At 71.5% G+C, this 19176-nt stretch carries 12 protein-coding genes; 8 read left to right on the forward strand and 4 right to left on the reverse strand.

The genetic code is table 11. From position 1 onward, the window contains the following. Nucleotides 1–395: 395 nt before the first annotated feature. Genes ACIP4Z_RS15815 through ACIP4Z_RS15825 form a run of 3 tightly spaced genes read left to right on the forward strand, consistent with a single transcriptional unit; the run spans nucleotide 396 to nucleotide 3618 of the window. Nucleotides 396–1697 carry an extracellular solute-binding protein gene (locus ACIP4Z_RS15815; RefSeq protein ID WP_391163272.1) on the forward strand — a complete coding sequence of 434 codons (1302 nt, stop codon included), beginning with the start codon at nucleotides 396–398 and terminating at the stop codon, nucleotides 1695–1697. Continuing rightward, complete coding sequence (locus tag ACIP4Z_RS15820) at nucleotides 1697–2701, forward strand: sugar ABC transporter permease (protein WP_355341711.1); 1005 nt, start codon at nucleotides 1697–1699, stop codon at nucleotides 2699–2701. The genes ACIP4Z_RS15815 and ACIP4Z_RS15820 overlap by 1 nt, the downstream gene beginning before the upstream one ends. Beyond that, nucleotides 2698–3618, forward strand: coding sequence for an ABC transporter permease subunit (locus ACIP4Z_RS15825; RefSeq protein ID WP_391045826.1), 921 nt, complete (start codon nucleotides 2698–2700; stop codon nucleotides 3616–3618). The genes ACIP4Z_RS15820 and ACIP4Z_RS15825 overlap by 4 nt, the downstream gene beginning before the upstream one ends. Before the next feature lie 93 nt (nucleotides 3619–3711). Here ACIP4Z_RS15825 and ACIP4Z_RS15830 read toward each other — a convergent pair whose 3' ends face one another. Beyond that, nucleotides 3712–5334 carry an XRE family transcriptional regulator gene (locus ACIP4Z_RS15830; protein WP_401308329.1) on the reverse strand — a complete coding sequence of 541 codons (1623 nt, stop codon included), beginning with the start codon at nucleotides 5332–5334 and terminating at the stop codon, nucleotides 3712–3714. A gap of 264 nt (nucleotides 5335–5598) precedes the next feature. Here ACIP4Z_RS15830 and ACIP4Z_RS15835 point away from each other — a divergent pair, with 264 nt between their 5' ends. The 4 genes from ACIP4Z_RS15835 (at nucleotide 5599) to ACIP4Z_RS15850 (ending at nucleotide 12527) form a co-directional block, all read left to right on the forward strand. Beyond that, entirely contained in the window at nucleotides 5599–6834 is a 1236-nt protein-coding gene (locus ACIP4Z_RS15835; RefSeq protein WP_391045830.1) for a hypothetical protein, read from the forward strand. 108 nt (nucleotides 6835–6942) lie between these two features. Then, nucleotides 6943–7842: an acyl-ACP desaturase gene (locus tag ACIP4Z_RS15840; RefSeq protein ID WP_401308333.1), complete on the forward strand. Its 900-nt coding sequence runs from the start codon at nucleotides 6943–6945 to the stop codon at nucleotides 7840–7842. Next, the gene (locus tag ACIP4Z_RS15845; protein ID WP_355341694.1) at nucleotides 7839–8690 is read left to right on the forward strand and encodes an alpha/beta fold hydrolase; all 852 of its coding nucleotides are present in this window, start codon (nucleotides 7839–7841) and stop codon (nucleotides 8688–8690) included. The genes ACIP4Z_RS15840 and ACIP4Z_RS15845 overlap by 4 nt, the downstream gene beginning before the upstream one ends. A 279-nt stretch (nucleotides 8691–8969) precedes the next feature. After that, nucleotides 8970–12527 (forward strand): discoidin domain-containing protein, encoded by a 3558-nt coding sequence (locus tag ACIP4Z_RS15850; RefSeq protein WP_401308336.1) that lies wholly within the window; start codon nucleotides 8970–8972, stop codon nucleotides 12525–12527. A gap of 65 nt (nucleotides 12528–12592) precedes the next feature. Here ACIP4Z_RS15850 and ACIP4Z_RS15855 read toward each other — a convergent pair whose 3' ends face one another. After that, nucleotides 12593–14047, reverse strand: coding sequence for a SpoIIE family protein phosphatase (locus ACIP4Z_RS15855; protein WP_401308339.1), 1455 nt, complete (start codon nucleotides 14045–14047; stop codon nucleotides 12593–12595). 280 nt (nucleotides 14048–14327) lie between these two features. Between ACIP4Z_RS15855 and ACIP4Z_RS15860 the strand changes: the two genes are divergently transcribed. After that, complete coding sequence (locus ACIP4Z_RS15860) at nucleotides 14328–15527, forward strand: cytochrome P450 (RefSeq protein WP_355341689.1); 1200 nt, start codon at nucleotides 14328–14330, stop codon at nucleotides 15525–15527. Nucleotides 15528–15561: 34 nt separating this feature from the next. Here the strand turns inward: ACIP4Z_RS15860 and ACIP4Z_RS15865 are convergent, their stop codons facing one another. Further along, entirely contained in the window at nucleotides 15562–17445 is a 1884-nt protein-coding gene (locus ACIP4Z_RS15865) for an ABC transporter ATP-binding protein (RefSeq protein WP_401308342.1), read from the reverse strand. Continuing rightward, complete coding sequence (locus ACIP4Z_RS15870; protein ID WP_401308345.1) at nucleotides 17442–19157, reverse strand: ABC transporter transmembrane domain-containing protein; 1716 nt, start codon at nucleotides 19155–19157, stop codon at nucleotides 17442–17444. The genes ACIP4Z_RS15865 and ACIP4Z_RS15870 overlap by 4 nt, the downstream gene beginning before the upstream one ends. Between the last annotated feature and the right edge of the window lie 19 nt (nucleotides 19158–19176).

Here is a 19176-nt window from a genome sequence, read left to right on the forward strand (position 1 = left end):
TCCGGTTCGATCGTGCTCGGACCGCCTCCGAGCTGCCACGATCCGACCGCTACCCTGAACCGTCCCTCTCATGCGGGGCGGCAACGGAATTGGGCGGCCAATCAGCACGCTACCTGCACATCACGGTCCGGCAACGCATCCGTAATGGGGCGTTGACGCTCCTGGGTATCTGGCGTAGAACTACCCCTGCGGTTGAGATGGCGTTTCATCTTGGTGACTTCTGTTGGAAATCGATAGGCTACAGGCCCTCCAGAAACGTCCACTCCGCCATCGCTCGCCTACCGCACCCGGAACGGCCACACACACATGGAGGCACCATGTCGGACGTCGAATCAACGGGAAGCAGCACAGCGGGAAGCGGCCTGGACAGCGGTACGTCGCCGTCGCGCAGAAACGTGCTCAGAGGCGTCGCGGGCGCGGCCGGTCTCGCCGTCGTCTCCGGCGGCCTGCTGACGGCCTGCGGCAGCGACTCCAAGGACTCCAAGGACAAGAGCAGCCCCAGCGCCTCCGGCGGCAAGGTCGGCGGCACGGTGACCTTCGGGTCCAACTACTCCGACTCCGCGCCGAAGGCCGCCTTCGCGGCCCTCACCACCGCGGCCGCCGCGAGCACCAAGGCGCAGGTCAAGATCAACACGGTCGACCACAACACGTTCCAGGAGAACATCACCAGCTATCTCCAGGGCACCCCGGACGACCTGTTCACCTGGTTCGCGGGCTACCGCATGCAGTACTTCGCCGCGCAGGGCCTGGCCCAGCCGCTGGACGACGTGTGGGACAAGATCGGCGGCAACTTCGGCGACGCGGCCAAGAAGCTCTCCACCGGCCTCGACGGCCACCAGTACCTGGTGCCGCTGTACAACTACCCGTGGGTGGTCTTCTACAACAAGAGCCAGTTCGCGGCCAAGGGCTACTCCGTGCCCACCACCTGGGACGCCTACGTGGCGCTGGCCAAGAAGATGAAGGGCGACGGCATCATCCCGATCGCCTTCGGCGACAAGGACGGCTGGCCCGCCCTCGGCACCTTCGACATCCTGAACATGCGGATCAACGGGTACGACTACCACACCAAGTTGATGAAGCACGAGATCCCGTGGACCGACCAGGGCGTGCACACGGTCTTCCAGCACTGGGCCGAGATCCTGCCCTACACGCAGACCGGCGCCAACGGACGGATCTGGCAGGACGCGGCCAAGACCCTGGAGACCAAGAAGGCCGGGATGATGTTCCAGGGCACCAACCAGGTGGCCGCGCAGTACGTCTCGGACAAGGCTGACCTCGCCGACCTGGACTTCTTCACCTTCCCCGCGATCAACCCGTCGTACGGCCAGGACTACATGGACGCGCCGACCGACGGCTTCATGCTCAGCAAGAAGGCCAAGAACCCCGACGCGGCCAAGGCGATCCTGGAGTACATCGGCACCGGGCAGGCCGAGTCGGACTTCCTCAAGACCGACCAGTGGGACGTCGGCCTGGCCACCGGCCTCCAGGTGCCGACGTACAACGCGATCCAGAAGAAGTCGGTCGCCGAGATCGCCAAGTGCAAGGCGGTGGCGCAGTTCATGGACCGCGACGCCGACCCGGCGATGGCCACCGCGATGATCTCGATCATCCAGAAGTTCATCGACGACCCGAGCACGGGCAACATCGCCGGCCTCCAGAAGAGCGCCGAGGCCCAGGCGAAGGCGATCTACTCCTGATGAGTTCCCCCCAGACGCCCGCCCCGGCGGCGGCGGAAACCACGGCCACGCCGAAGGTCCGCCGCCGCCGGGGCATACGCAGGCTGAGCGCGCGCGACCGCGTGGTCGTCGCGCTCCTGCTGGGCATACCGCTCCTGCTCGACCTGGTCTTCGTCTGGTTCCCGGCGCTCGGCACGGTGCTGCTGTCGTTCACCAAGTGGAACGGCGTCGGCAGTCTGCACACCAAGACCTGCCAGCCGAATCTGCCGTCGATCCTCAACAACGGCTGTGTGTACGGCGTCCAGAACTACCACCAGGCCGCCACGATCTACCCGGAGTTCTGGCCCGCGGTCCGGCACAATCTGATCTGGCTGGCCGTCTTCGTCCTGATCGCCACACCGCTGGGCATGCTCTTCGCCGTCCTCATCGACCGCGGCATCCGGGGCAGCCGGATGTACCAGAGCATCCTCTTCCTGCCCGTGATGCTCTCCCTGGCGCTGGTCGGCATCATCTGGGAGTTCATGTACTCGCAGAACTTCGGGCTGATCAACACCGTCATCGGGCGCAACGGCAACGACAACGCCATCGACTGGCTCGGCAATCCACACCTGAACCTGTGGTCGGTCCTGGTCGAGGCCACCTGGCGGCAGGCCGGATACGTCATGGTGCTGTACCTGGCCGGGCTCAAGGCCGTGGACCCGACGCTGCGCGAAGCGGCCCTGGTCGACGGCGCCAACGCCTGGCAGACCTTCTGGCGGGTGATCTTCCCCGTGATGCGTCCGATCAACATCGTCATCATGGTGGTCACCGTCATCGAGTCGTTGCGCGCCTTCGACCTGGTGTACATCACCAACAAGGGCATCAACGGCCTGGAGCTGCTCTCGGTCCTGGTCACCTCCAACATCGTCGGGGAGACCCAACGGGTCGGCTTCGGCTCCGCGCTGGGCGTGGTGCTGCTGGTGATCTCGCTGGTGCCGATCAGCGTCTTCCTATACCAGACGTTCAGCCGTGAGGAATCGCGATGACCACCGATACCCTGCCGCGGCTGCACACCGAACCCGCCGCGCGGCCCCCGGGCCCCGGGAAGCCGCGCCCCTGGGGCCAGATCGCCTCGCAGGTCTTCCTGATCTGCGCCTCGGTCCTCTGGCTGCTGCCGATCGCCTTCGCGCTGTACGTGGCCGTCCGCCCGTACTCCGACACCCGCAAGTACGGCTATGTCTCGCTGCCGCACCACCTGACGTTCAAGAACTTCACCGACGCGTGGACCCAGTCGGACATGAAGCACTTCTTCTGGAACTCGGTGCTCATCACCGTTCCGGCGGTGATCGTCGTGCTGGCGCTGGCGTCCGGTGTGGCCTTCGTGCTGACCCGGGTCAACGTCAAGCTCAACATCGCGCTGCTGATCCTCTTCACGGCGGGCAACCTGCTCCCCCAGCAGGTCATCATCACCCCGCTGTACCGGATCTACCTGAAGATCTCGCTGCCCGGCTTCCTCAGCGGCAGCGGCCTGATGTACAACTCGGTCTTCGGCCTCATCGTCATCAACGTGGCCTTCCAACTGGGCTTCTGTGTCTTCGTGCTGAGCAACTACATGAAGTCGATCCCCGACGAGATGTACGAGGCCGCGCTGGTCGACGGCGCGGGGCTGTGGACCCGGTACTGGAAGCTCACCCTGCCGCTGTGCCGTCCGGCGCTCGCGGCGCTGGCGACGCTGCTGACGACCTGGATCTACAACGACTTCTTCTGGGCCATCACCTTGATGTCGTCGGGCGACAAACGCCCGGTCACCTCGGCACTGGCCAATCTCCAGGGGCAGTTCGTCTCCAACCAGAATCTCATCGCCGCCGCCGCGATGATCGCGGCGGTGCCGACGCTGGTGGTCTACATCCTGCTCCAGAAGCAGTTCATCGCCGGTCTGTCGCTGGGCTCCAGCAAGGGCTGAGCACACGGGCAGGGGCCACGCTTCCGCTCCCGTCCCCCAACGGCCGCCGCCGGGAACCCCGTTCCCGGCGGCGGCCGTCCGTCGCGGAGGCGGTCACGCCCGCTTCGCGGCGCCGCCGGCCCTGACCCGCGACGGCAGCCGCAGCCACCAGGACGCCGCGGCGCGGGTCTTGGAGGGGATGCGCAGGTCGCCGGAGACGCGCCGCAGGAGATCGGTCTCGCCGCTGATGCCGAGCCCGTAGACGGCGGCGGAGGCCGCGCGCCCACCGGCCGGGCGGGAGGCGCCGCCGGCGGCGGGGGCCAGCGCCAGCGCGTTCTCCCAGAAGGACCGCGGGCTGACCCCGCCCATGTGCGCGAGCGCCGACGTGGCGGCCCTGACCACCGCCTCCGGCAGGGTGGGAGCGAGCGCCAGCCGCTGGACCAGCGGCCGTTCCGCCGTGCCCCCGACGATCCGCAGGGCTTCGAGCAGCCGCCCGGCGAGCGTGACATCGCGGGCGACGGCCAGCCGGGACAGCTCGTACGACATCGCGGCGGCCACCGGCGCCCGGTAGGGGGTGGCCGCGACCATCATGGCCGCGTACAGGCGCATGTCGAAGACCGGGTGCAGCAGCATCTCGCGGATCAGCAGGGGCAGCAGCGGGTCCGTGAAGCGCGGGATCTCGCGGGAGACGGCCGACAGGGCGGAGGCGGTGACGCGGGCGGCGATGTCGGAGCCGTACCGCTCCCCGGCACCGGTACGGGTGCGGGCCGGGAGCGACGGCGGCGCGCCGTCCAGCATGCGCGACACGACCGCGGCGAGCGCGCGTTCCTCCGCCTGGCGCCCGTCGGCGTCGTACGCCACCTGCTTGACCAGCCGGGCGAGCACGGCCGACTGCGGCCGGTCGAAGTGCTGGAGCCGGACCTTGCGGACGCAGGCCAGCAGCGCGCCGAGGAAGGCGCTGTCGTTGGTGGGCCTGGCCAGTTGGGCGAGCACGCCCGAGGCCGCGTCCGGGTGCGCGCTGGAGTCCAGGAGGCAGACCGGTTCGAGGAAGACCTGGTTGTGGGCGTCCGCCGCCCAGGCGATGCACGCCGAGACCGCCGCCACCTGACCCGAGGGGTGGCCGAGCACCCGGTTCAGCGCCTCGTGCCGCTGCTGCCAGGCCAGGCCGTCGGAGACCAGCGACTCGGTGAGCAGGCGTTCGGCCAGGGCCGTCCAGTCCCGTGAGCGCAGCCGCAGTTGGGGGTGGAGGACGAGCAGCACGGTCAACTCGTCCCAATCGGCCCCGGTGACCGGCGCGTCGTCCAGGGCGCGGTCCAGGAGGGTGTCGACCCGCCGTTCCGCCGCGCCGAGATCGCCCGGCGCGCGGGCCAGCAGCGGTACGGCTCCGGCGGACGGGGCCGCGTACCGGTGGAGGATGTCGATGGTGGCGGTCAACTGGCCCGGCGGCAGGCCGAGTAACTGCTCGTAGCGGCGGACCGCGGAATGGCCGACCCTCGTCACGCCGGTCTCCCAGCGGGAGATGGAGCTGACGCTCACCTGCGCGGGCCAGGAGCCGCCGTGGAAGGAGCGGGCGAAGGAGTCGCCCTTCGCCCAGCGCGGTTCGCGGCCGTAGAGCCGGTTGACCCGCAGCAGCCACGCGGCGCGGTCCTGGGTCGTCGGCAGCGGGGCACGCGCGGGGACGGCCGACCGCCGCCGTCCGACCGATCCGTACGGCCGCCCACGCGTGCTGTTCGCCATCGCCACCCCGGTGATCCCTACGCGTCGCGTATTTATTGCAGTGCCCCCCGGCCCGCGCAACGCGCAGTCACATTAGACCCGGCCGACCGTACTGTCGCCATAATCCGGCCAGTCGCGGGAGGGCGAGCCGGATCGCCGGGGCGCACAAAGGGGGCGCGCGCCCGGAACACGCTGTGCGCACAGCGCCTCACCCGACAATTCGGCACGGAATTTCGCACAGGAACACGCAACAAGCGCCACGCACCACCCGAGACAGGGACGCCCATGGCTACCAGCCTGGCTCTTGCCGGAAAGACATTCGACATCTTCACCGCGGAACCCATTCTGCTGTCACGGATCAACGCGAGCCCTCGCCGGTGGCTCTGGCTCTGCGGAATTCCCGTCGTGACCATCGTCCTGCTCTTCGAGTTCTCCGGTCTGTACGGCGCGGTGACCATGCCGCACCTGGGCGGGCAGCTCTGTTCCGACCTGGCCCAATTCCTCAGGTTCGACCGGCCGGACTGCCGACGGCACGCGTCGGCGGGAAATCGGTTTCCGCTCCTGCGCGACCTGCTCTCGCTGAGCGCGATCGTCATCCTGCTGATCACCCCGGCCCTCGTCCAGCGGCAGTGGTCCGCCTTTGAGAACCTGCTGCCGGGAATGGAACGCGACGGATCGCTCACCGTCCCGGCGAACGCCGCCGCGCGGGCGCGGATCCACGCCGAGATCGACCGGACCAATCTGCGATTTCGCCGAATAAGGAATCTGGCGCCGATCATGATCGTCGGTTCGTTCGTCTGCGTCTTCGTCATCTCGCTCAGCGAGAAACGCCTGGGCATCTACTACGCGCTGGCGCCCGCCGGACAGGCGCACGCCTGGGGCAGGGCCGCGTACGCCAACTGGTGGGCGAGCTGGCAGACCTCGCCGGTCGGCGCCATCGTCTACCTCACGGTGGGCACCGCGGGCGTCTACTGGATCGCGGTCATGAACTGCGCGGGCAGCCGCGTACTGCTGTGCCTGTGGCGGCTCCGCGGAGACCTGCACTACGGCGTCGACCCGGCCAACGCCGACGGCAGTTTCGGCTGGGGCCGCGCCCGCGCCGTCCTGGTGCCGACCTACACCTCGATGGCCCTGCACGGCTTCGCCCTGATCGCGGTGGGCATCTCACTGCCATTCCCGTGCAGCGTCGTGGTGCTGATCCCGGTGGTCGGCCAGTGGCTGCTCGCGCTGCCCGTCTACACCGGGCTGCCGCTGCTGCTCACCCGGCGCTGGGTCCGGGGATTCAAGCGGCGCGAGGAGGCCCGGCTGCGGATCGCGCTGCGGCGGCTGGAGGCCGACCGCGCCGCTCTGCTGGCGGCGGGCCGCTACTTCACCGAGTGCGAGGCGCTGAGCGGGCGCCTGGCCCGCGTCCGCGACATCCGGTCCTTTCCCTTCAACCGGCCGCGCGACATCGTGCTGGCCGCCGCGAATCTCCTCGCCACCGCCGGTGGCGTCTACTCCCTTTTCCTCGTCTGGTACTGACCAGGCGTCACTTCTCGTCGGCCCGCCATCACTTGGCGCCGGCCCGACGTCACTTCGCACGGACTCGGTCGCACCGAACAGCCCGCTCCACATCCGTCTGGGGGATTCATGCGCAAAGACCAGGAAAACCAGCTCCAGGAAGTCTTCGACGCCTACGCGCTCACCTGGGGACCGGTGCAATGGCGCTCGCGAGTCGCGGCCGTCCGCCGTACCGGGAACGACACCTTCGCCTCGATGCTGTACGCGCTCGCGGCCGTCGAGACCGATTCCGCGCTGATGCGCAGAAAGGTGCACGCGATCCGGGGCGACCGGGCGAACGCGCTCGCGCAGTTCAACATCCTGTGGCTGGCGGAGGAGGCCGAGCACGGTTACGCGCTGCGCGCCGCCGCTTCGGCGCTCGGCACTCCGAGGAAACCGTCGGCGGTGCGTCGCAACACCCGTCACATCCGCGCACTGGTGACCTGGCCGACGCTGTACGCGGCCGGTCTGCTCATGCCGCACATCCAGGCGATGTACTGCGTTCTGGGCGCGATGCAGGAGTACATCGCGCTGACGACCTACCGGCGGATCGGCGAATTGGTGGGAGATCCGGCGCTCGACGATCTGCTGAAGGCGATCGCGCGCCAGGAGTCGCACCACATGAAGTTCTACCGCAAGTGCGCGCTGATCCTGCTGGAGGAGCCGGGCGCGCGCAGGACCGCGCGGCTGACGATGCCCACGCTGTGGCGTCCGCCGGGCATCGACCTGCTCGGCCTCGGCCAGTGGCTCGACGTGTTCGGCCCGCTGCTGCGCGACCCGGTGTACGCCGACCGGCTCGCGCGGGCCGACGCCGTGCTCGGCGACCTGATCGAGGACCACTCGGTGACGCCGATGACCTCCTTCCTCGCCAAGGCCGGACCCCGGCTGCACGCGGCGGCGGACACCGCCCCTGCGCCCGCCGGGAGCACCGCGGTCCGCCTGCCCCTCGTCGGGGCCGCCGACCGGTCCGTCGGCGGGCGGCGCCGATGAGGTCGTTCCGCTCCGGCGGCTGGGAGTTCCCGGTCGGCGACGCGGGGCCGCGCGACGGCGAGCCGGTGGTGCTGCTGCACGGCTTCCCCGCGGGCCCGGCGTGCTGGACGCGGGTCGCGCGGGCGCTGGGCGCGGCGGGTGTACGGACGCTCGCCCCGCTCCAGCGCGGGTACGCCCCCGGCGCCCGCCCGCGCCGGGCGCGCGACTACCGGCTGCCGCTGCTGGTCGAGGACGTCCTCGGCCTGCTGGACGCGGCGGGCCTGGAGCGCGCGCATGTCGTCGGGCACGACTGGGGAGGCAGTGTGGCCTGGGCGCTCGCCGAGCGGGCGCCGGACCGGGTCGCGTCACTGACCGCCGTGTCGATGCCGCACCCGGCCGCCCTGGGCCGGTCGCTGCTGACCAGCCGTCAGGCCCTGCTCTCCTGGTATCTGCTCTTCTTCCAACTCCCCTGGCTGCCCGAGGCGGTGATCACCCACGATCGCGGGCACACCGGGGCGCGCTGGCTGCGCCGGCTCGGCCTGGAGGAGGCGACGGCCCTCGGGTACGCGCGGCGGTTCGTGACCGACCGGGCCGCGCTGACCGGCGCGCTCGGCTGGTACCGGGCGCTCCCCCGCGAGGCGGCCCGCGGGCTGCGGGCCGCGCCGGTGTCGGTTCCCACGCTGTTCGTGTGGGGTACGGCGGACGCCGTGATCAGCGCGCGGTCGGCGTGGCTGACCGAACGCTGGGCGGCGGGACCTTACGCCTTCCACCCGCTCGTCGGCGGCACGCACTGGCTGCCGGAGCAACGTCCCGACCTGCTGGCCGAGTTGATCCTCGGACAGCTCGCGAACCACCCCGCCGCCCGCTGAACCGGACCCGCCGCGATCCGGAAAACAGGCCGACTCCGACCCCAAAAACCGTTATCCATACGGGCGTTGGCTCCGACGCTGTCACGGGGATTGACACTGTTCAGGCGTTGCAAGAGACTCCCACGGAGAGCGCTCTCCGCCGTCATCTCCGGCCATTGTGCGACGAGTCCGGAGCAATTCGCAGCCGCCACCGTGGATGCCGCCGCCTGCCGCCCGTCGCCCGTCCGGCGACGGCCTCCACGGTGATCAGAGTCATCACACCCCCACGTGGAGATGCACATGAGCCTCCTGTCCACATTTCTGAGGTCCGTCAGACGGCGCAGACCGCTGGTGGCCGTCGCCCTCGCGGCGGCCCTGGCGACCGGCGGTGCCATCGGCACCACGACCGGTACCGCGCACGCGGCCGACACCCTGCTGTCCCAGGGCAAGACCGCCACCGCCTCCTCGACCGAGAACGCGGGCACCCCCGCCTCGGCCGCCGTCGACGGCGACGTCGGCACCCGCTGGTCCAGTGCGGCCGGTGACCCGCAGTGGCTCCAGGTCGACCTCGGCGCGTCGGCGACCATCAGCTCGGTCAGCCTCAACTGGGAGACCGCGTACGCCACGGCCTTCAAGATCCAGGTCTCCGACACCGGCACGACCTGGACCGACGCCTACTCGACCACGACGGGACCCGGCGGAAAGCAGACCCTTTCCGTAAACGCTTCCGGGCGCTATGTCCGGATGTACGGCACCGCGCGCGCCACCGGATACGGCTACTCCCTGTGGGAGTTCCAGGTCTACGGCTCGACCGGAGCCGCGGGCGGCACCTGCGGCACCACCAACGCCGCGCTCAACCACCCGGCCACGGCGTCCTCCACGGAGAACGCGGGCACCCCCGCCTCCGCGGCCGTCGACGGCAACGCGGGCACCCGCTGGTCCAGCGCGGCCGGTGACCCGCAGTGGCTCCAGGTCGACCTCGGCTCCTCGCAGGCGGTCTGCAAGGTCGGTCTCACCTGGGAGGCGGCCTACGCGACCGCCTTCAAGATCCAGGTCTCGGACAACGGCACCACCTGGACCGACGTCTACTCCACCACCACCGGCACCGGCGGCACCCAGAACCTCACGGTCAGCGGCACCGGGCGCTACGTCCGGATGAACGGCACCGCGCGCGCCACCGGATACGGCTACTCCCTCTGGGAGTTCCAGGTGTACACCACCGGGAGCGGCGGGACCGGCGGCGGCACCGGGGGCACCGGGGGCACCACCACCCCGCCCACCAACGGCGGCGGCGGGGACTTCTCCGGCACGGTGATCTCCGCCTACAAGCAGGTGTCGGCCTCGTCGTACGAGGGCGGCAACGCCCCGGCCGCCGCTCTCGACGGCCGTACCACCACCCGCTGGTCCAGCCTCTCCACGGACAACGAGTGGATCCAGGTCGACCTCGGCAACATCGGCAAGATCAGCGGCATCGTGCTCAACTGGGAGTCGGCGTACGGCAAGGGCTACCACATCGACGTCTCGGACAACGGCACGGCGTGGACGCCGATCTACACCACGACCAACGGCCCCGGCGGCATCGAGCGGCTGCCCGTCACCGGCCAGGGCCGCTACGTCCGGCTGACCGGCACGGCCCGCGCCACCGGATACGGCTACTCGCTCTGGGAGTTCCAGGTCTACGGCACGGTGGACAACTCCACCGCGACCCCGCCGCTGCTCTCGGCGCCCACCAAGGCCCCGGCCACGCTCAACCAGTTCGCGCTGTCCGCACCGGCCGACAAGGCCATGGTCACCAACACCCGGCGTCCCGCGCTGAGCTGGGCGGCCGTCGGCGGCGCCGCGCACTACGAGGTGTGGCTCAACATCAGCCGCGCCGACTACGACTTCACCGCGTCGGGCAATCTGCTCGACCTCTACACCAAGGTCGCCGAGCCCACCGGCACCACCTACACGCCGAGTTGGGACATCACCGACCGCTGGACGTACAAGTGGTTCGTCGTCTCGGTCAGCGGTTCGGGCGCGAAGACGACATCCAACATCCGCACGTTCAGCGTCTATCTGCCCGACGTCAAGCAGGCGGCCGACGGCATCAGCATCATCAACGGCGCGCGGGACCTCAACAAGGACGGCTCCATCGAGCCGTACGAGGACTGGCGGCTGCCGGTCGACACGCGGGTCGGTGATCTCCTCGGGCGGATGACGCTGGAGGAGAAGGCGTTCCAGATGTTCTACAACGTCCAGTCGTACCCGATGTCCGGCTGGCACTTCGGACCGGCGCAACCCGCCGACCTGGACAACGTCCTGAAGTCCACGGCGGCCACCCGGCTGGGCATCCCGCCGGTCTCGGCCGGTGACACCACCGCCGGTTACCAGACCACGTATCCGTTGCAGAGCACCCTGGCGGCGGGCAAGGACTATCCGCTCGACTACAAGCTCGGCGACATGCAGCGCAAGGAGGAGCTGGAGGTCGGCGCGCGCGGCACGCTGTCCCCGCTGGCCGAGGTCGGCACGAAGGTGCTGTACCCGCGGATCCAGGAGGGCGGCGGCGAGAACGCCGATGTGGCGGCGGCCCAACTGCGGGCGCTGGTGGCCGGTTTGCAGGGCGGCCCGGAGCTGAACCCCGGCTCGGTGCTCGCCACCGTCAAGCACTGGCCCGGTGAGGGCGCGGGCGGCGAGGCCGGCATCGTCTACGACGGGGTCACGATCAAATACCACATGATCCCGTTCAAGGCCGCGATGGAGGCGGGCGCGGTCAACATCATGCCCGGCTACGCGGGCAGTTCGTATCTCGACCCGGGCGGTCCCGGCGCGGGCGACAGCGCGAAGATCCTCACCTACCTGCGGCAGAATCTCGGCTACACCGGTCTGATCACCACGGACTGGCTGCCGTCGACGGCCTGGATCAACGCGGCCAACGCGGGCTCCGACGTGATGGGCGGCGCCGACCCGGGCGCTGCCGACTTCACCATGGCGAGCTTCGAGAACAGCGTGCCGCTGGCCCGGATCAACGACGCGGTCACGCGCATCCTGAAGCTCAAGTTCGAGCTGGGCATCTTCGACCACCCGTACGGCGACCCGGTCAACGGCCCGTACCGCTTCCACCAGCCGAGCTACACGGCGCTGGCCAACCAGGCGTCGCGGGAGTCCAACACGCTGCTGAAGAACAACGGTGTGCTGCCGATCAGGCTCAACTCCGGTGACAACATCGTGGTCGCGGGTCCGCGGGCGACCGACGGCGCCGCGTGCTGCATCTGGTCCAGCTACTTCCACCCGGACTACGGCTCGCTGACCGTGCTCGACGCGATCAAGGCGAGAGCGGCGACGGCCGGGGTCAACGTCTACCAGGACACCGGACCGGCCCCGAAGCTCGCGGTCGTGGCGGTCGGCGAACCGTCGTACACCCACGCCACCTCGTGGCCCGACACCCAGCCGTATCTCCCGGCGGACCAGCTCGCCCTCATCCAGAATTTCAAGAACCAGGGAATTCCGGTGGTGGTCGTGCTGACCCTGCCCCGACCCATCGTCATGAGCGACTGGAACAACCTGGCCGACGCCATCGTGGTGACCTACCGCGGCGGTGAGGAGGTCGGACCGGCGACGGCCAGCCTGCTCTTCGGCGACTACACCCCGCGCGGCAAGCTGCCCTGGCAGCTGCCCAGAAGCCTCGACCAGGTGCTCAAGCCCGGTGGCGGCGACAATCAGGCGGACGCCAACGAGGCGTGGGACCTGCCCTACGACCTCGGCGCCACCGCGGCCGAGCGGGCCGACATCCGGGCGAAGATCGACGCCGGTCAGACGGTGCCGACGACGTACGGGAATCCGCTCTACCCCTACGGTGCCGGTCTGACGAGCTGGTAGACCGCACCGGTTCGTGAGATCGCAGCGCCCCTCGTCGGCTCCGGCCGACGGGGGGCGCTCCCCGTTCAGGCCCGGGCCGGGACGTGCTGCTCGACCCAGATCGTCTTGCCGTCCTCGCTGTAGCGCGTCCCCCAGCGGTCGGCGAGCTGCCCGATGAGGTAGAGGCCGCGCCCGCCCTCGTCCAGGAGTTGGGCGTGCCGCATGTGCGGCGAGGTGTCGCTGCCGTCGGAGACCTCGCAGATGAGCCCCGCGTCCCTGATCAGCCGGAGCGAGACCGGGCCGCGGGCGTGGGTGACGGCGTTGGTGAGCAGTTCGCTGACCACCAGTTCGGTGGCGAAGGCGTGGTCGGACAGGCCCCACTCCTCCAGCCGGGCCATGACGGCGGCGCGGGCGGCCGGGACGCTCTCCGGGAGCGCGGGGTACTCCCAGCTCGCGACGTTCGCGCCGTCCAGGGTCCTGGTGCGGGCCAGCAGCAGCGCCACGTCGTCGTCGTGTTCCGCGGGCAGCCCCGACCAGACGCGGTCGCACAGCGCGTCGAGGCTGTCGGTGGCGGGCAGCAGGGCCCGCGCGAGGGCGGCGACGGCCGCGTCGGTGCCCTGGTGGCGCAGGTCGAGCAGGCCGTCGGTGTAGAGCGCCACGACCGTGCCCTCGTCGAGGGTGAGGGTGCTGCTCTCGAAGGGCGTGCCGCCGACGCCGAGCGGCGGATTCTCCGCGAGCCGCTGGAATTCCACCCGGCCGTCCGGGTGGACGAACGCGGGCGGGGTGTGGCCCGCGCTGGCCACCGTGCACTGCCGCGAGATGGGGTCGTAGACCATGTACAGGCAGGTGGCGCCCAGCTCGCGGTCCGCGTCGTCGTCGGCGAGGCGTACCGCCAGGTCGTCCATGCGGGAGAGCAGTTCGTCGGGCGCGAGGTCGAGGTCGGCGAGGGTGTGCACGGCGGTACGCAGCCGCCCCATCATCGCCGCGGCGTGGATGCCGTGGCCCACCACGTCCCCCATGACGAGCGCGACCCGTGTGCCGGACAGCGGGATCACGTCGAACCAGTCGCCGCCGACGCCCGCCGCGGTGTCGGCGGGCACGTAGCGGTAGCTGGCGTCCACGGCGCTGTTGCGCGGCACCTTGTGCGGCAGCAGGCCCTGCTGGAGCCCCAGGGCGATGTCGCGGCTGCGGGTGAGCTGCTGCGCCCTGACCCTGGCCTGGCTGATCAGGACGGCGACCACGGCGGAGGCGGCGAGGAACGCCAGCTTGACCAGCCACAGGTCGGTGCCCTCGGTCAGCCAGTGCCGCAGCGAGGCGTACATCGCGACGGTGAGGGCGCCGAGGACGGCGGTGACGGTGACCGAGTGCACCGCGGCGGCCAGGAAGGGCACGACCGCCAGGGCCAGCCCGAAGTGACCGTCGGGGGCGGTGCCGACGATGGCGGAGCCCGCTCCGACCAGCACGGCGGAGGGCACGACACGCGCGACGCGAGCGAGCAGGCGGCCGGATACGTTCGGCCCCCCTGCGTACACGACGTCCATTCCGGCCCACTTTCGGTTCGGCACGGCGCTGTCCCGCAGCCCGAGCCCATGACAAAAGCCTACGTCACGGACGTATCCGGTGATCCTGGACAGCGGTGGGGCGGGAGAACACGCGGGATACGGATGAGGCGCGCGCCGGGGCCAGGGGCGGGATCGCGCCGATCTCCCGGCGGGAAGCCCCGAACACGCGGTGCGACGGCCCGTGACGCCGTAACGTCCCCTCGGCACGCTGCCCAGCCTCCGGCCGGACTCCCGGCCGCTGTCCCCGGGGAGGACACGTATGACCACGGACGCCGTCGTCGATCTCGGCGCGCTCGGCGAGGAGTTCAGACGCGACCCGTATCCGGTCTACGCGGAGCTGCGCGCGCGGGGGCCGGTCCACCGGGTGGTGATCCCCGAGGGCCACGAGGCGTGGCTGGTCGTCGGGTACGAGGCGGGCCGCGCGCTCCTCAACGACGCCCGGCTGTCGAAGGTGTGGTCCAACGCGGCGCCCGAACTGGGCGTGCGGACGGTGGCGTCCGGCCTGTCCATGCTCAGTACCGATCCGCCGGTGCACAGCAGGCTGCGCAAGCTGGTGGCGCGGGAGTTCACCCCCCGCCGGGTGGACGCGATGGCGCCGCGGGTCCAGGCGCTCGCGGACGGCATGCTGGACGCGATGGCGAAGGAGCCCTCGCGCCGCGGCGACCTGGTGGAGTCGCTGGCCTTCCCGCTGCCGATCTCGGTCATCTGCGATCTGCTCGGCGTGCCCTTCATGGACCGCGAGCAGTTCAGGACCTGGTCGAACATCGCGCTGTCCACCTCGTCGGCGCGGGCCAGGGCGGACGCGGCGGACGCGATGAACGACTTCCTCGTCCGCCTGGTCGCCGACAAGCGCGAGCGGCCGGGCGACGATCTGATGAGCGCCCTGATCCACACCGCGGACGAGGACGGCGACCGGCTCAACGCCGAGGAGCTGCTGGGCATGGCCTGGGTGCTGCTGGTCGCGGGCCACGAGACCACGGTCAACCTGATCTCCAACGGGGTCCTGGCCCTGCTCACCCACCCCGAGCAGCTCGCCGCGCTGCGCGCCGACCCGGAGGGTCTGATGGAGGGCGCGGTCGAGGAGATCCTGCGCTACGACGGCCCGGTGGAGACGCCCACCTACCGCTTCTCGACCGCTCCGGTCGAGGTGGGCGACACGGTGATCCCCGGTGACGGGCGCTTGGTGCTGGTCGCGCTCGCCGACGCCGACCGCGACCCCGCGCGCTTCCCCGACCCCGACCGCTTCGACATCCGCCGCGACGCCCGGGGCCACATCGCCTTCGGGCACGGCATCCACTACTGCCTGGGCGCGCCGCTGGCCCGCCTGGAGGCCAGGATCGCGCTGCGCGGCCTGCTGGACCGCTTCCCCGGCCTGGCGCTCGACGCGGACCCGGCCGGGCTCGAATGGCGCGGCGGCCTGCTCATCCGGGGTCCCGAGCGGCTGCCGGTGCGCTGGTGACACCGCCCCCGAGTGGCCCGCCGGTGACGGCGGGCTACTCGCCGTGCCAGGAGTGCCACAGCGCCGCGTAGCCGCCGCCGGCCGTGACCAGCTCGTCGTGGGTGCCCAGCTCGGTGACGACCCCGGCCTCCATGACGGCGACGCGGTCCGCGTCGTGGGCGGTCTGGAGCCGGTGGGCGATGGCGATGACGGTGCGGCCCTCCAGCACGGTCGCCAGCGCGCGTTCCGTGCTGCGGGCGGTGGCCGGGTCCAGCAGGGCGGTGGCCTCGTCCAGGATCACCGTGTGCGGGTCGGCGAGGATCACCCGGGCCAGCGAGAGCTGCTGCGCCCTGGCGCCGTCCAGGTGGCGGCCGTCGCCGCCCAGGCGGGTGTCGAGGCCGTCGGGCAGGTCGTCGGCCCAGCCGGTGTCGACCGCGTCCAGCGCGGCGCGCAGCTCCTGGTCGGTGGCGGCGGGCCGGGCGATCAGCAGATTGTCGCGCAGCGTGTCGCGGAAGACGTGGTGGTCCTGGGTGACCAGCACGATCTGGCGGCGCAGGCGGTCCGGCGGCAGGTCGGCGACCGGCACCCCGCCCACGGTGACCGAGCCCGCCCGCGGCCGGTCGATCCCGGCCAGCAGCCTGCCGAGCGTCGACTTCCCCGCGCCCGAGGGACCGACGACGGCCAGCCGCTCCCCCGGCCGCACGTCGAGGTCCACGCCGTGCAGGATGTCGCCGACGTGGTCGTAGGAGTAGCGGACGCCGCTGACCTCGATCCGGTCGCCGGCCGGCACCGCGTCGGCGTCGGTGCGCGTGCGCGGCAGCATGTCCAGGCCCTCGACCCGCGCGTACGAGGCGCCGCTGCTCTGCAACAGCTCGACCCGCATCAAGATCGTGTCCAGCGGCCCGACGAGCTGCCGCAGGTAGACCGCGGAGGCGACGACCGTGCCGAGCGAGACACCGCCGTGGTCGTACAGCGCGCCGCCGACGAGCAGCACGCCGAGGACGGGCAGCGCGTACGAGATGTCGACGCTCGGGAAGTACACCGAGCGCAGCCACAGGGTGCCGAGGCGGGCGCGTCCGGCGCCGGCGATGGCCGCCTCCGCCGTGGCGATCCGCCGCTCCTGGAGGCCGAGGGCCTCGACGGTACGGGCGCCGCCCGCGGTCGCGGCGAGGACTTCGGCGAGTACGGAGTTGGCCGCGCCCTCGGCGAGGTACGCGGTCCGCGCGCGGCGCAGGTACCAGCGGGTGGCGACCGCGATCACCAGCAGGCAGGACAGCCCGCACAGGCCGAGCAGCGGGTCGAGCACGAGCACGGCGACGATGATGAACAGCGCCTGCATGGTGGCGATCAGCACGGTCGGCACGTCGCTGCGCAGCGTCGTCGCCACGACGTCGATGTCCGTGGTGCCGCGCGCCGCGAGGTCGCCGGTCGGCGCGTGTTCCACGACGGCGGCGGGCAGCGCGAGCGTACGGTCCACGAAGCGCTCGCGGATCCGCGCGGCGGCGCGCTCGCCGAACTGGGCCGCGAGGTTGAGCGCGTACCGCGACAGCACGGTCTGGACGACCGTGGCGACCACGATGGCCACCGCCAGCCGGTCCACGGTGGACACCGCGGCGTGGCCGGTCGAGCCCCTGACCGTGTCCACGATCCGGCCCAGCAGCCACGGGCTGACGAGGCCGGCCGCGGCGGCCAACGCGTTGAGGCCGAGGACCGCGGAGAACGCGCGCTTGTCGGCGGCGAGCTCGCCGACGGCGGCGCGCCGCACCCGCTCCTGGTCGGCGACGGGGAGCGCGGCGGACAGGGCGGCGGGCGCCTGCCCGGCGGGCGGCTCCCCCGGCGCGGTCAGGACTTCGGTACCGGCGGCAGGGCGCGGGACGGGGACGCCGTCCCGCCGGGACGGCTCGGTGTCCGCCGCGGGCGGGTCGCTCGGCGCGGTCATCGGATCGCCTCTTCCTGTGCGCCGCGCGAGACCAGCGCGCGGTAGCCGGGCTCGGTGTGCAGGAGTTCGTGGTGCGGGCCGACCGCGACCGCGCGCCCTTCGACGAGGTAGACGACCTCGTCGGCCCGGTCGAGCACCAGCGGCGAGGTGGTGGTGACCACCGTCGTCCGGCCGGTGCGCGCGGCGCGCAGCCCGGTGGCCATCGCGGCCTCGGTGTGGGTGTCCACCGCGGAGGTGGGTTCGACGGCCAGCAGCACTTCGGGGTCGGCGCAGACCGCGCGGGCCAGCCGGAGCCGCTGGCGCTGGCCGCCGGAGAGATTGCGGCCGCCCGCGCTGAGGGAGGAGTCGAGGCCCGCGGGCAGCGCGTCCACGATGTCGGTGGCCGCGGCCGTGCGGATCGCGGCGCGCACGGTGGCGTCGTCCGGGTCGGCGCGGCCCGAGACGGCCTCGCGGACGGTGCCGCTGAAGAGCGCGGCATCGTTGTCGGCGACCAGGACGCGCTCGCGTGTCTCGCGCAGCGCGACGGTGTCGAGCCGCAGGGCGCCCCACTCGGCGTCGGAGGCGGCGAAGCGGCCGAGGCGTTCCACGACGGCGGCGGTGTCGGCGGGGCGGGCGGAGGCGAGCGCGGTGAGGACGCCGGGGCGGACGACGACGCCGGAGAGCGGGTCGCGCAGCGCGGCGGGCGACGGCGGGGCGGCCACCGGGTGCGCGCCGTCGGACTGTTCCGGCGTCAGGGCGAGGAAGCCGGTCACGCGGCGGGCGGCGACCAGCGCGCGGGCCACGTCGTTGCCGCCCTCGATGAAGAAGAAGACCGGGACGACGAGCATGGCCGCGTAGCCGTACACCGCGACCAGTTCGCCGATGGCGAGCGAGCCGTCGGCCGCCATGCGCGCGGCGAGCCAGGTGACCAGGGCGAGGAAGAGGGCGGGCAGCCCGACGGCGAGCGCGCCGACCCAGCTGGTGACCGAGCCGACCCGGTAGCCCTGGTCGCGCAGCGCCTGCGAGCGGCGGCGGTAGCGGGCCGCGTAGACGTCCTTGCCGCCGAGGCCGTTGAGCACGGGCAGCCCGGTCGCCACGTCGACCAGCAGCGCGGTCAGTTCGCCCTGCTCGTCGCGGTAGCCGGTGCCGACCCGCTGGAGGCGGCGTTGCAGCGGGCCGACGGTGACGGCGACCAACGGCACACCGGCCAGCACCACGAGGGCGAGCAGCGGCGAGATGGACAGCAGCACGGCGGCGACCGCCAGATACGAGACGGCCGCGCCGATTCCGGGCCCGGTGACGGTCAACGACTGGGCGATCACCATGACATCGGCCATCCCGATCGCCACCACCTCGCCCGCGCTCATCCGGTGCGGCAGCGTGGCGCCCAGTTCGGTGGCCCGCCGGACGGTGGCGCGTACGACGCGGAAGGAGGCGTCCATCCGCACCTTGGTCATGGTGCGGTGCCGGGCGATGCCGATGAACGCGTTGAGCACCCCGACGCCGAACATCGCCGCGGCCCAGCCGAACAGCGCGGTGTGGTCGCGCGGTCGGAGACCGTCGTCGACGGCGCGGGAGAGCAGATAGGGCGGTACGGCCAGGCCGAGCATCCACACGGTGCCGAGGGTCGCCCCGGCCGCGACCCGGCCGGGCTGGTTTCTGACCAGCCACAGCAGGAAGCGGACAGGGCTTCGGATGTCCCCCGGGGTGGGTGGGGAGAAAGTGTCGGCCATTCCCGCACCCTATGCGGGG

The organism is Streptomyces sp. NPDC088910 (assembly GCF_044749865.1).
Classification (GTDB): domain Bacteria; phylum Actinomycetota; class Actinomycetes; order Streptomycetales; family Streptomycetaceae; genus Actinacidiphila.